Genomic DNA, 14,455 nt, shown 5'->3' on the forward strand with positions numbered 1-14,455 from the left:
TGATTACATGTTGCTGAATTGGTAAATGATGCTGGAAAAGCGGATGAACAGGGCGTTTCATGGCTTTTCCAGCTTGTATGCCTGAGGCATTTCTGCGCTAAAGATATTGGCCTCAGTCTAATAAATCCTCACCTCAAAAATTCTGGCGTCCGTATCCCCATTGGTGGCCAGCACCCGTATTTCCACCAGATCCGCCCACACGTCTGCCTGTAAGTCTAACACATTTAACCGCTGGTGATTGCCGGTTATGAGCATTGTATCCGACACTTCACCGTTTTTATAAAAGGTCACCCGGTAATCCTTTACCAGCTCCTTTGCCACGCCCACCGGTTCCTTATCGATAAATGCTTTAGACACGGAAATGCATCTCTCTTCCGATAAGTTGGGATCAAAGGTCAGGCGCAGCTGGGATATCTTCTTAACCTCAGGAAGTTTTAAACTCAGCGCTTCCCCATCCGGCCCCATTCCCCGGGAGCGCCACAGGTTGGATTCTTCGCCCACAGTACGGGCAATGCCGTTGATCACATTGGAGCCCTCATACCCGGTTCTCTCAGAGGATACCCTGATCTCACATCTGCGGGCCAGGTCCGTCTCATCCTCATTGCGGGCCCCTGGCAGATAACAGTCGTTCTTTAGAAGCTCCTGGCGCAGATTCCACATCTTTTTTTCACCGAATTCTCTTGGAGACATGCCTGAAAGCGACGCCATAGCCGCCGCGGTTCCTGCCGCCTGGCCTCCGACGGCGCAGGTTCCCATCACACGGGCAGAACCCATTGCCAGTTTGGACGCGCTGATATTCCGCCCGGCCATCATCAGATTTTCAATGTTTTTTGAACAGTAACAGCCGTACGGAATGGAATACAGGCCTTTAAAACTTCTGACTCTGGAAGGGATCTGGCCCTTTGCCCAAAATCCGCCCGCCGTATGTTCATCCATGGGCCAGCCGCCATATGCCACCCCATCCTCATGATACCGGTTCTCCAGGATATCATTTTCAGTCAGGATATAATGGCCTGCCAGACGGCGGCTTTCTCTCATGCCCGCCACAGCGCCTACCCACACAAGCTCATAGTTTTCAGCTCCGTGATCACCGCCGTTTTTAATATGATCCCATACGCCATAGACGCATTTATACAGTTCATAGCGGATATCTTCTGAGGATTTGATGATGTCATCCCAGTCGCCGCCCAGTTCGATCCACCAGTAGCCGGACTCCACATCGTATTTTTCCACCAGTTCATCCGAATGATCTTCATAATCCTCGCCCGGTTTCAGCACCACCACATCATCCGCATTATGGTATACGGTGATATCCCCGTGGTAACGGTGGGCAAACCAGCTCTCATCCAGGCTGCTGGCCCAGTCCGGCTTTATGAATTTCACCGGCCTTCCCATATCACGGGCGCAGAAATAGATGGTGTTTCCCATGGTATTGCCGTCCGGCTGGTCCGGAGCGTCCTTTTCCCTGAATTCAGACGTTTCCTCCCTGCCGATCCGGTATTCGCAGCCCGCAAAATATCCCAGCGTCCCATTGCCGGTGGCATCTATGTAGATATCCGCAGTAAACTGATAGTGCACTTCTGTGGTCATCTGGTAGCAGTCCACATACTGGATTTCCCGTCCGTCGGAAGCCACGTGATACATGGTTGTATTCATGTAACTATCCAGATTTTCAGTATTTTTCACTCTATCCCACAAGACCCCATCCCAGACAGAGTAGTTGTAAGAATCGTTCAGATACTTATTTTCCAGCTGCAGCTCCATCAGGATACCCGTCTCAGCCGCGTCCTTTTTTCCCCAATGGCAGGAAGCGCCGGAAATATGCATTCTGGTTTCTGAACTGGCGTTTCCGCCATAGACGCTGCGGTCATGGACCAGACCGGTCTTCGCCCCTTGTCTGGCGGATGCAATGGACGCGCAGATACCGCTCATCCCTCCTCCAATAACCAGCACATCGTAATGCAGCTTCACCGGAGGATTGTCGGAAGCTCCGGGAATTTCATGGATAAATGTTTTCATAGTTTCCTCCTCTTATCCCTCGGACAGGCCTGAATAATTCCAAACTCCCACTTTCCAAAGGCCGTCCTGATATAAAAATTTGCTGATGGAACAGTTGGCCACAGGCAGCTTTTTCTTTGGCAGACTCATGCCCAGAATGTAGCAGAGGGCATAGAAAATAGAACCCTCATGGGCTACGACAGCCACTTTCCAAGTTGGATTTTCTGCGCCCAGTTGTTCCATGGATTTCATAAAATCAGCCACCCGGTCAGCCATCATCCCTGCGCTTTCTCCCCCATAGGAAGAAAAATCATCCCGTTCCCGGGCATTTAAATAAGACTGTCCGTATTTTTTCGCGCATTCACTGACCTTCTGGTATTCCAGGATTCCCACACTGTGCTCCCGTATCCGGCTGTCCAGAATCCGCTCCCGTTCCAGGAAAATAATATCCGCCGTCTCTTGTGTGCGCACCAAATCGCTCACATACAGACGGTCAAATGCGATCCCCTTTAACCGCTCACCGGCCCCGGCCGCCTGTTTCCTTCCCAGACCGGTAAGGCTCACCGGCGCCCAGCCTCCATGGCTCACCTCCACATTGCTTATGGTCTGCCCATGCCGTATCCAATATAGTTCCATATCATTCCTCCATACCTAAGCGTTCTTTTTTTGCAGACGCGCGAACCGGCTGCCAGCTTCGGTTCTGCGGTTCCCAATTTGTGACGCTTTTGCACAAACCGGGGTATACCCACATTCAATATATCCCCATTCAATATATTCTCACTTCAAAAATCGCCGCATAACCGCATCCGTGGGAAGATTTTACAGTAATCCGGACTTCATCCCCTTCTATCCCACCGAAATCCAGTCTGTTTAAGCGCTGTCCGTTGTTCTCAACTTCCTTCCTGCCGACAACCGTTCCGTCCAATAACAGCGACACGCTGTAATCCTTCACCAATGTCTCCGGAAGCCCTTTTCCCTGCCTGCCGAGCACATTTTTTATCATCGACGGCTGGATTTCATGGCTTAAATCTGTATCAAACGTGAGACGGACCTGATGAACAGGACTTCTTTCAGCCAGTTTCAGCGTCAACGTCTGGGGTGCCTTTAAAGAATCCGATCTCCAGCAGTTTATCTGCCCCAGGTAATTCCTGGATATCCCGTTTGCCACATTTTCCGCCCGGCAGTTTTCAGCCTGGCTGTCGGCGCTGATATCCGCATACCTCGCCAGATCGGCCTCATCCTCATTGATAAATCCCGGAATAAAGCAGTCATTTTTCATCAATTCCTGCTGCAGCTCGTGAATATAACGCTCTCCCACCTGCCTTGGCGTACAGCCGTATCTGAGCGCCAGCGCCGCCGCCGTCCCAACCGCCTGACCTCCCACGGCGCATGTGCCCATAACCCTCGCGGAAGAAAACGCCATCTTCGACGTGCTGATATTACGGCCCGCCATCATCAGGTTTTCCACATCCCTGCTGTAGTAACAGCGGTAAGGAATCGTATAGCAGCCTTCAAAATTATAGACTTTAGAGCCATAGCTGTTCAAATCCCGGATTCCGCCCGGCACGTGTACATCCATCGGCCAGCCTCCGTAGGCGGCCGCATCTTCGAATATGCGGTTGGCCCGCACATCATTTTCATTCAATATGTAATCGCCTTCCAGCCTCCGGCTCTCACGATATCCGGGAACCATGCCGGCCCAGTCCAGATCATAATTTTCTGCTCCGTGATCTCCCTGGTTCTTGATGTGATCCCAGACGCCATACACACATTTGAGCAATTCGTCACGGATTTCCTCCCCTTGTTCAATGATGTTGTCATAATCACCGCCCAGCTCAATCCACCAGTATCCGGCATCCATATTGGAAAATTCAGGCAGTTGGTTTTTCCCCTCCTCAGGTCTTACCATACCGCCTCCGTCCGCCTGGGCGCAGATTTTATCCACATGAGGGCGGTATTTCAAATCCTCCTCTGTGTAGGTATTGGCCCATGGCGGCTTCTCATAACGGACCGGCTCACCCCGGTCCACAGCCCGGAACATGATCGTATTTCCCATGGTATCACAGTTGGCCTGTTCCGGCGCCGTTGGTTCCTGAAATTCCGCCCGTGCTTCACTTCCCATGCGGTAAGACGCACCCGCCATCACGCCGAGAGTGCCGTGCCCGGTGGCATCAATAAACAGCTTTCCATAAAGAATATATTCTGTCTCCGTGCTGTTCTGATGGCATACAATTCCCGTGATCCGTCCTTGTTCCATGATGACATCGTCCATGTTGGTATTTAAATACGCAGTGATATTTTTCTCCATATGGACTTTTTCCCACAGAATCATATCGAAAACCGGAAATGAGGCATAGGGATTCCGCCGTTTATTTTCCAGCAGCAGTTCCTCCAGAATTCCCGTCTCTCTCAAATCGGGCTTCGATGAATGGCAGTTTGCGCCCACAATATGCATTCTGATTTCCGAACTGGCCGTACCGCCGAACACAGACCGGTTCTGCACGATGGCAGTCTTAATCCCTTCTCTTGCCGCGGCAATGGCAGCGCAGATCCCCGATATGCCGCCGCCCGCCACAATCAGCTCGTAAACGGCTTCCTTTTTGTAAAGCGGCATGTTTGACCGCCTCCTTTCATCCCTGCCACAGAGCTTTATTTGTCATCCTGTTTGTGGGAATATAATCAAGCCCCATAACGGCCATCTGCCGTACAGCTTCCGGCGTATCCCCGGCCCGCAGACATACCAAAACACCTTTTTCATGAGTTTCTTCAATCAGACGCTCCGGAACCTTTGATAAGTCATTATAGTTATATGACACCCCGCACCGTCCCAGAGGCCCCAGGATTTCCAGTGTTTGGGGCGTGCTGAATATATGATGAATAAATACTCCGGCCGATACCTCTCTTGCCGCCAGAAGGTGATCCAGACAGGTGCTGGATAACACCAGCTCTTCTTCCCCAAAATGCCGGAGCGCAGCCTTGATCACAGCCTTCCCATCCATTGTCTTCGTCTCGATAAAAGGCAGCGCCCCGTAACTTTTGCAAATCTCCAAATACTCCTCAAACAGCGGCATCCGCTCTCCCCTGTCCTCTGTAAAACGCAGCCTGGATAAATCCTTCCAATCCATGGCGCACACCGGTCCCCTTCCGTCATACAGACTGTCCACGGTTTCGTCGTGACAGCATACCAGCACTCCATCTCTGGTGCGGCGCACATCTGTCTCAATGGCCCAGAATCCCTGTTTTCCGGCTGCTTCAAAGGCTTTCAAAGAGTTTGGCGGCCCCTCCGGCGTAAATCCCCGGTGGGCAATCAGTTTTAAATGCTTATAATCCTGTTTTCGATAGATCCTGTCCTCCATAGCTATCCTTTCACCCCTGTGCTGGCGATGCTTTCAATGAAATATTTCTGTGTGAATAAAAACAGCACAATAACTGGCACAATGGCGCTGGCCGCCGCCGCCATCATCAGGTTATATTCGTCCGTCATCTGCATCCAGTACTGAATGCCAAGGGATACCGTGAAATTCTTATTGGACGGCAGAAAGATCAACGCGTTTAAATACTCGTTCCATGCATTGATAAATGCCAGAACCGTCACGGTCACCATGGGCGGCTTGGTCAGCGGGACGATAATCTTCAACCAGATTTCCCGGTGGGAGGCGCCGTCCATAACCGCCGCTTCCATCAGTTCATCCGGCAGGCCGGCATAGAACTGCTTCAGCAAAAAGATAGACGTTATGTTAAACAGGGACGGCAGAATCAAAGCCCATAGAGTATCATAAATTTTGATGGTATAAAACATCATATAGCGCGGAATAATCGTGGCCTGGGCCGGGATCATCATGGTGATGAGCATGGCGGTAAATACTATATGTCTGCCTCTGAAATTAATTTTAGCCAGGGCGTAAGCCGCCATGGAGGAAACCAAAAGCTGTCCCGCGGTGCCCACAACAGCTACAAAGATAGAATTCATATACAGATGCCAGAACGGCACCTTGCTGTCGTTCCACACCCGCCGGTAGTTCTCCCATTGAAACCGTTCCGGAAGCCAGTGAAAATCCATGCTGAATACCTCTGGTCCCGCCTTTACAGAAGCGGACATCATCCAAAGGAGGGGCAGGAGAAAGAGAATTCCACATCCGGTCACCCAGAAGGTATTGATCCATTTTATTGCTTTCCTTTTCGCCATTCCATTTCCCCCTTAATAATAAACCCACCGTTTCTGCACCTTGAACTGAACCAGGGTGATGATCAGGATGACCCCCACCAGAATCCAGGCTTCCGCGCTGGCATATCCGAATTTATAGCTGTTAAAGGCATTTCCGTATATCTCAGTCACCATGCTGGGAGCATTTCCTGACATCCCCATGATATTGATCACCGTAAAAGCCTTAAATGCGGCGATCAGACGGACAATGCATAGATAGAACGTGGTTGGGGAAATGAGCGGGATGGTAATTTTGAAAAACTGCCTGAATCCGTTTGCCCCATCCACCCTGGCTGCCTCATATAGTTCTCCCGGAACATTCTGCAGCGCCGCCATGTAGACAATCAGGCTGAAGCCGATCCCCGCATAGACCATCACACAGATCACCGGGATTTTGCAGAGTGAAGAACTGGTCAGCCATTTGGGAACTTCACTCATATGAAATACATTGATTAAAATCATGTTGACCGGTCCGTCGCTCCTGAACAGGAACCGGAACACCGCAGTCAGCGCAACCATGCTGGAAATGTATGGGACAAACAGGCACATCCGGTTAAATTTCCGCAAATAGACCTTATCGTTCAGCAAAAATGCGAACAGCAGCGCAAGCGCGATGGAAACCGGCGCAACGGTTATGGCATAAACCATGGTGTTGGTCATGGCCATCTTAAATTTCCTGTCCGCAAAAATCCGGACGAAATTCTTAAAACCCACCCATTTAATGCCGCTCATTCCTGATAAGAAATTCCATTCTGAAAATGACAGCGCAAGCGACATGATGACTGCGAGCACCACCATGGTCAAAAAAACGACCATGGCGGGAGCCATAAACAGCCAGCCTGCGCGGTTTTCTGCCTGCTGCCGTCTTGTTTGATTCTTCATATGCCTCTCTCTTTCTCACAAAAGCCGAAAACAGCCCTTACTTTGCGTCATCTATCGCCTTCTGCGCATTCTCCTGCAATTCCGACAACGCGTCGTCCACAGTCATTTCCCCGTTTAACACGTATTTGGTATACTCATCGATCAGGCTGCGGATATCGGCATAAGCTGTGATATAATCTTCCGAATAAGACGGCTCATTGGATGCGATCACGTATTTTTCGAATGCGTCCGTGTCAATATACTTCCCGGCCTCTTCCCTGGAACCGAACGTAATATCCAGAATTTCCGAAGGGTCAGTTCCGGTCCAGGTGCTGGCATGGCCCGCAGCAAACATATATTTGCTTCCTGTCGTTGCCAAAAACTTGGCAAATGCATAGGCAGCGTCCGGATCCTGGGCATTGGCAGCCACAGCCACGAAATCCTCCGGCACCACTCCTGCCATATAATTCACTTCGTTCTCCTGATTCACAGGATAAGGCGCGTAGGTGATTTTAAACTGGGGATCAGCGGCCGTAATGTAACGGGTCAGAATGGATTCCACCGTGGTGGCATTGGTTCCGTTCAGGAACATATCCCTTGACTTTGTGCTGTCCGCCAGATAATTTGCCTTTGAAAACCAGATGCCTTCGTTTTCCGCATTGATCTCCCGTTCAAGAATCTGTTTAAAGATCGGATTGTCAAAATCCGCATTTCCTTCCTCATCATAATAGACGTTAACCCCTTTTGTCTGACGGGCGGAGTAGGTCCAGTAATCCGTCTGGTTGAAATCAGATCCTCCGTAAACGACCGTGTTGCCAGACGCGTCCTTCTCTGTCAGGGTCCGGCACACGTCCAGATACTCCTCCCAGGTCCATGAATCCGGAATTTCGCCCAGGCCGGCAGCATCCCATTTGTCCTGGTTGATGGCGATATAGAGGGAAATTCCTCCCGATGGGAATACATAAGTCCGGCCTTCATATGTATAAACATCCGTCCCCCACTCTTTTACCAGATCCAGGTTATCCGCTTTCAGCCGGTCGGTGAGATCCATCAGCATCCCATTGCTCCAACGGTTTGAAGTATTTTTTACGCCAAACGTCAGAAGAACATCCACATTTCCCGCCATCATGGCTGTATCAAGGCCTACGTTTCCATCGCCGCTGTTCTTATAAACCTCATATTCCACAGTGATGTTGGGATAATGGGTATTAAATTCCTCAATCAGCGCGTCGGTTCCATTGGCCCCGGCAAACGCCGTGTAAAAACGGACCGTACCGGTCATGCCGGCGGCGCCGGGTTCAATATAAACCGGCTCTGTGGAATCCGCTGGTTTTGCTGAATCCGTCGTTTTTGCTGAATCCGCCGTTCCCCCTTCTGTCCTGCCTGCTGCGCCCGCAGTACCGGCATCCGCTGCAGGTTTCGCTTCCGTCTGCGCGGTCTTAGTCTCTGCCGCCTGTTGTCCGCCACAGCCTGTTGCCATTCCCATCACCATAAATAATGAGATTCCATACGCAAGTAGTTTTTTCATTTCATTTCCTCCATTCCGAAGCGTTTACTGCAGGCGCGCAAACCGAATATCAGATCCGTTTTTGCGCTTCCTCCGCTTCTGGCTTGACTTTACGAGTTTCTTTCTTTATATTAGAACTATAGCATAAAAAATTCGAAAAAACTTCTGGAAATGTGTCATGAAATTTTCGGTTTTGTGATCATCGGAGGCGTTATGAACAATTATTTAACAGAGCATTTACGTCATTTTTATAATCCGTCTTGTGAGCAGTATCAGAACCTTAAAATTTATTCCAACAAGAGCGGGTGGAACGATTTTTTTATCGGCCAGAATATCGTATATTCCCACCGCACCACCTCTTACATCCCACCCTTTTTCCCTGAAAAACTGCACACACATACTTATTATGAAATCTGTATCTTTTTAAGCGGGAAGATCACTTATGTGGTATCCAGCAATGAGGTATTTCCCGTGAGAGGAGGCATACTCTGCATTCCACCCGGCATTTCCCACACCGCGCGGCTGATCGAGAAAAGCGAGTATGACCGCATGGTCTTCTATTTTGACACCAAGGCATTTGAATTCCTGGGGCCGGGCAGCCTTCCCGCTTTTCTCTGCAAAACCGATGCCGACTACCTCACAGTCAGCAGTGAATTCCGGGGCCGGTATTACTATCTGCTGGAGCAGCTTAATTACGTGGCCGCAAACCCGGACGGCGATACCGCCCTCCAGTGTTTCAGCTTAATCCTCCAGCTTCTGCTCTTGATTGAGCAGCATGCCCAGTCGGGAAGGGAATGTTTTTCCAAACTGCCCTCAAAGGTTCTTCAGATCAAGAACTACATAGACTTAAATTTCCAGACCCTTACCTCCACCGCCGAGATCGCGGATCATTTCTTTTACAGCCGCGAATATATCTCACGGATATTTAAACAATATTTCAACACCAACCTTTCTGAATACATCATGGCTAAGAAAATAGAAGCGGCCAAACAGGCGTTAAACGATGGCCAGTCGGTAACACAGGCGTTTTCCGCATCCGGTTACCGCAGCATGTCCGCCTTTATAAATGCCTTCCGCACAGTCACCTCCATGCAGCCCTCCGCTTACCGGAAACAATTTAGCAGCGGACAGACAAAAAAGCTGCCGCACCATTGATTTTTCAATGGCGCGGCAGCCCTTTTTTAAAGCGTTCACATCCTCTTTCTTTCATTCCCGGGATTCACTCCCTCTGCTTTAAAACCTTCCCCAGTGTATTTTTAAGAACCTCTAAATCAATTGGCTTTGCCACATGAGCCGTCATCCCGGCATCCTGGGCAGCCTGAACGTCTTCGGCAAACGCGTTGGCAGTCATGGCCACAATTGGGATGGCCGCCGCATCCGGCCGGTTCATCCTCCGTATGGCGCGGGTGGCTTCATATCCGTTCATCACCGGCATCTGGACATCCATCAAAACCGCATCATACGTCCCCCGGGCCGATGCGCCGAACTCGTCCACTGCCTGTCTGCCGTCTGTTCTCACCACAGATTCCGCCCCATACATGGCTAACAGCTCACAGAGGATTTCCGCATTGATGGCGTTATCCTCAGCAATAAGGAAGCGGCGTCCGGCAAACAACCTGCTGTTTTCCCCTTCTCCAAACCCGGGGTTGGCATCCGAAAGGCCAATTTCAGCATCCGCCTCAGCGGTTTCAAATTCCAGTTCCACCTGGAAATCAGTTCCTTTGCCCAGCCTGCTTTCCACTGAAAGGCTTCCTCCCATCAGATCCACAAGCCCCTTAGTGATGCTGAGGCCCAAACCGGTTCCCTCCACACGCGAAACGCTGCCGCTCCGGTTAAAGGGCTCAAAGATATGGGACAGAAACTCTTTTGTCATCCCGATTCCCGTATCCCTGACCGTAAACCGGTAACGGACCTGATTCCCTTCTTTTAACGGAGACACTTCTTCTATCAGGAAGTCCACCCTTCCGCCTTCCGGCGTGAACTTTACAGCATTGCTCAGAATGTTGATCAGAATCTGGTTGATCCGCAGCCTGTCACCATAAAAATGAGCGTGGGCGGTGTTTCCGCCTTTGATGACGAACCGGATTCCGGCCGCCCTGGCCTGGGGCATCATGATCGCGGAAAGCTGGGCCGTCAGCTCTGAAAGGGATATCTTCATCCGGTTCAGGGTGATTTTGGAACGCTCAATTTTGCTCATATCCAGAATGTCATTGATCAGGCTCAGCAGATGTTTGGAGGAAATTGATATCTTCTCCAGACAATCCGCAACCCGGCCCCGGTCGTCCAGATGGGCCGCCGCCAATGTGGTCATTCCCATAATAGCGTTCATAGGCGTCCTGATATCGTGGCTCATGGCGGACAGGAAATCACTTTTCGCCTGGCTGGCTTCCTCCGCCAGCCCTAAGGCATCCTTCAATGTCTTTTTGCTCTCCCTCTCGGCAGCCAGCATATCCGTCACATCCGCCCGCACCATGCAGACCGTCCGCCGGTTATCATCCCCCCAGAGCACATTGATCTGTTTATATCTCAGGCCATTTTCCGTCGGATAAGGCAGTACAAAATCATAGCCGGAAGGCTTTTCCTCAAGCTTTTGGAGCATGGTATCCAGGCTGAACTGCCTCTTTATATCACTAATATCCATATCCGGTTCATAGTAATTTTTAAATGTATCCACCGAAGAATCATAACTTTCCTCCACATAAGGGGAAAGGTTTTCCAGCACCGTCTTCCGGGTATACATGGTAAAACGGTTGCTGTGGATATCGATAAATCCCATCAGTTCAAAGGTATAGGCCATCATATTCAGCAGCCCCTGCTGCTCGCGGACAGAATCCGTGATATCGGTTCTCACCAGGCAGACGCGCCCCAGCCGCAGGTCAACGGCGGATACCGTCATATTCTTAGTACGGATGTCCCCTTTTTCATCTGCAAGGGAGTAGGTGAATGTATAAGGCCCCTCCTCAGCCAGCCGCCGTTTCATCTCCTCCGGCTCCAGAGATTTGAAATACAGTTCCTTATCTCTCGGCACAACCGAAGTCTGCCGCACATTGGCAATCCAGCGGGAATGGCTTCCGGTCTCCGGTATGGACTCAGCAAGCCTGTTATGGGTCAGCACGGTATATGTATCCTTCAGAAGATCCAAATCGATGACAAAATCATGGCTGGTTACGGATAACTGGTGCAGGATCTTGTCCGTAACCGTCTGAACAGTAATATCCGTCACGGTCAGGATTCCCGTAATATCCCCGCTGTCCGGGGTTTCCACCAGGTTCACTTTAAACTGGACATAACGCCCGGTTTCTTCCCTTGGAAGCCTGACAAAGCACCTCAAAATCTGTTCCGTTTCATTCCTTTTAAATGCATCCAGAGCGGGTTTGTTGAGGTAAGTATTTAAAAACTGCTGCCTCTCTTTTTCATCCACAACAAGGGTGGAGAGCCCGCTGAAAAATGTTTCCCTCACCGTACCAAAAGTCTTCAAGAGGTCGGAATCCGTATGATCTATGATTTCCAGAATAACATTCCGGGTGATATTGCAGTGGCCGATGATCAGCGCATTGGGGTCCGGAGCTTTGTAATGCTGGAGAATCATATCCTTATACTGCCGGCGGATCTTCTCCCTCTCCTCCCTCTCTTTGGTAATATCGTGATATACCGCATAAACCCGGCCTTCCCCGTCTTCATTCTGGATCAGGGAAAGGGTGTTTTTTACCCATACATAATCATCTTTTCCCTTTTTCAGGCGGTACACCAGCTCGCAGTGACTCTCTCCTCCTGCTATATATGCGTTCATCTGGTCATTAACGGACTGCTTGTCCTCAGGGTGGACCCCTGTCATCGCATCCTGACCGTAGAGCTGCCATGCTTCTTCCATGGACATTCCTGTCATGGCGACAAATCCGTCGGATAAAAATTCCGGCACCATGCTCCCGTCTTTCTCATAACGCACTACTGCCAGGCCTCCGGGCATGTTCTTCACCATGGTTTGAAAATACTGTTCCAGCCGTTCCTTTTCTTTCCTGGTGAGGACTTCTTCCGTCACATCCCGGACAGATTTGACGTAGGCCGGTATTCCGTTCCAGTTGGTTTCCCGGAAACGGGTGCTGTAGAACCTGCCGCTCCCCTCGATTCTCATCTCATGTTCCACCCCATCCGGTTCATGGCCGGCCAGCGTACAATATTCGCAGGGCGCGCTTTTTCCGTGGAGGGCGCTGAAACATTTTTTGCCGACGCAGTCCTTCTCCTGCATGAAAAGGTCCTTCGATTCATTGGCGTAGAGAAGGTCGTAATTCCGCTTATCTATCACATAGATTCCATCTGCCGTTTCGTTGGCAATTTTCTGGTACAAATGGGTTTCTTCCGACATTCCGGTGAAAACAACATAGAACTTGACAACATTGGAAAGAGGCCCCATACGACGGCCATTGAGATGAATCCAGATCATATGCCCGTCTTTGTGGTACATACGGTAGGATACATCCAGCACCTCTCCGCTCAGCAGCGCTTCCTGCACTGCGGCCGCTAACCGTTCCCTGTCCTGCTCATAAATGGTGCCGAAAACGCCCTGATCCAAAACCTGATTGTACTCTTCCCTGGTATGGCCGGACAGGGCCATAACGCCGTCTGAGATGAAAACAGGAATAAAACATCCATTTTCCACCCGGTAACTGGCTATGCCCCCGGGAATGGAATTGACCAGGTGATCCAGTTCCAACTGGGCTTCCTTGATATCGGAAATATTGTGGAAAATACAGTAAAGCAGAGGATATCCGTTTTCCTCCCCAATCACCTTGGCCTGAACCCGTACCCATATGATATGGCCGTCCCGGTGCCTTTTCCTGAATTCACAGTCCACGACCCCATGATTCTGAACCGCTTCCATCACCTTGGCCATCACCATGGGCGTATCCTCCGGATAAGTCATCTCAGCCGCGTCACGCCTGCACAATTCCTTGTATTCTTCCACCGAATAGCCGGTCAAAGCCGGCACTCCGTCGGAAAAATACACCGTCTCAAATATATCCCGGATTTTATAGATCGCAACTCCTCCGGGAATGGCGTTGATAATATCCTGCAGCTTTTCATTGGCTGCCGCCAGTTCCTTTTCCAGGCGCTGCTGGTCACTCACATCGCTGTATACGCCGTACAGAAGCTTTGTGCCGTCGGGCTGTGTTTTTACCGATCCTTCCAGATGAATCCATCGGTACTCCTGTTTTCTATCGTTAAACACCCGGTAAGTCTGATGGACCAGGCCGCTGCACCTGACCGCTTGTTTAACCGCTTCCACCAGCCGTTCCAGGTCTTCCGGATGGACTCCAAGAAAACTGGTGCTCTGTTCCACATTCCGTATGTTTTCCTCAGAATACCCCATAATGGAATAAAAGGCAGGATTATGAAACAGAGGCAGGATCTTTTTACCGTCATGCCGGTACACGCACAGGCCGCAGGGAATGCTGCTGAACGTCACCTGCAGCAGTTCCTTCAACGCCTTTGCGCTGTCCTCTTCCCTCTTTTTCTCCGTTATGTCCATGATATATTCGATATGGGCGGGCCTTCCTTCCCAGTCGATCAGCTTGCCGCTTAACTGGTAAATCCGGCCGTCGGACGGATGATGGAATTCCCTAACCATCAGCTCTGTCCCGCTCATCTTTTTGGCGTTGCAGAAGGGGCAGGGTTCACGAAATCCGGCCGCCGAATAGCAGGTGGTTCCCACGGTTCCTGAATTCTGCATCATTATTTCCGTGGCTAAATGATTAGCATAGAGCAGCTCCCAATTGTCGGTGGCGCTGACATAAATCGCTACCGGAGCATTATCGAGTACGGCCGTCATCTGGTTTTGTGAGAGATATCGTTCCTGCATACTAGAAGCCCCTTTCCCCTGTTTATAT

The 14,455-nt window shown here is 50.5% G+C and carries 9 protein-coding genes; 1 reads left to right on the top strand and 8 read right to left on the bottom strand.

Features of this window, described 5'->3' with window-relative positions:
* Nucleotides 1-117 precede the first annotated feature (117 nt).
* The 7 genes from GPL15_RS00935 to GPL15_RS00965 form a co-directional block, all read right to left on the bottom strand.
* The gene (locus tag GPL15_RS00935) at nucleotides 118-2,019 is read right to left on the bottom strand and encodes an FAD-dependent oxidoreductase (protein WP_215695154.1); all 1,902 of its coding nucleotides are present in this window, start codon (nucleotides 2,017-2,019) and stop codon (nucleotides 118-120) included.
* Between the two features lie 12 nt (nucleotides 2,020-2,031).
* The gene (locus GPL15_RS00940) at nucleotides 2,032-2,634 is read right to left on the bottom strand and encodes a histidine phosphatase family protein (protein ID WP_215695155.1); all 603 of its coding nucleotides are present in this window, start codon (nucleotides 2,632-2,634) and stop codon (nucleotides 2,032-2,034) included.
* Nucleotides 2,635-2,764: 130 nt separating this feature from the next.
* Nucleotides 2,765-4,612, bottom strand: coding sequence for an FAD-dependent oxidoreductase (locus GPL15_RS00945; protein ID WP_215695156.1), 1,848 nt, complete (start codon nucleotides 4,610-4,612; stop codon nucleotides 2,765-2,767).
* Nucleotides 4,613-4,628: 16 nt separating this feature from the next.
* Nucleotides 4,629-5,354, bottom strand: coding sequence for a glycerophosphodiester phosphodiesterase family protein (locus tag GPL15_RS00950; protein WP_215695157.1), 726 nt, complete (start codon nucleotides 5,352-5,354; stop codon nucleotides 4,629-4,631).
* Nucleotides 5,355-5,356: 2 nt separating this feature from the next.
* Entirely contained in the window at nucleotides 5,357-6,184 is an 828-nt protein-coding gene (locus tag GPL15_RS00955; RefSeq protein ID WP_215695158.1) for a carbohydrate ABC transporter permease, read from the bottom strand.
* A 12-nt stretch (nucleotides 6,185-6,196) separates the two neighbouring features.
* Nucleotides 6,197-7,084 (bottom strand): sugar ABC transporter permease, encoded by an 888-nt coding sequence (locus tag GPL15_RS00960; protein WP_215695159.1) that lies wholly within the window; start codon nucleotides 7,082-7,084, stop codon nucleotides 6,197-6,199.
* Between the two features lie 37 nt (nucleotides 7,085-7,121).
* On the bottom strand, nucleotides 7,122-8,591 hold the full coding sequence (locus GPL15_RS00965) for an extracellular solute-binding protein (RefSeq protein WP_215695160.1): 1,470 nt from the start codon (nucleotides 8,589-8,591) through the stop codon (nucleotides 7,122-7,124).
* Between the two features lie 192 nt (nucleotides 8,592-8,783).
* On the opposite strand from GPL15_RS00965, the gene GPL15_RS00970 reads away from it, so the two are divergent.
* Nucleotides 8,784-9,725 carry a helix-turn-helix domain-containing protein gene (locus GPL15_RS00970; RefSeq protein WP_215695161.1) on the top strand — a complete coding sequence of 314 codons (942 nt, stop codon included), beginning with the start codon at nucleotides 8,784-8,786 and terminating at the stop codon, nucleotides 9,723-9,725.
* 64 nt (nucleotides 9,726-9,789) lie between these two features.
* Here the strand turns inward: GPL15_RS00970 and GPL15_RS00975 are convergent, their stop codons facing one another.
* Nucleotides 9,790-14,427 (bottom strand): PAS domain-containing protein, encoded by a 4,638-nt coding sequence (locus GPL15_RS00975; RefSeq protein WP_252198008.1) that lies wholly within the window; start codon nucleotides 14,425-14,427, stop codon nucleotides 9,790-9,792.
* Nucleotides 14,428-14,455 lie beyond the last annotated feature (28 nt).

The organism is Clostridium sp. MCC353 (genome assembly GCF_018785315.1).
Taxonomy (GTDB): domain Bacteria; phylum Bacillota; class Clostridia; order Lachnospirales; family Lachnospiraceae; genus CHH4-2.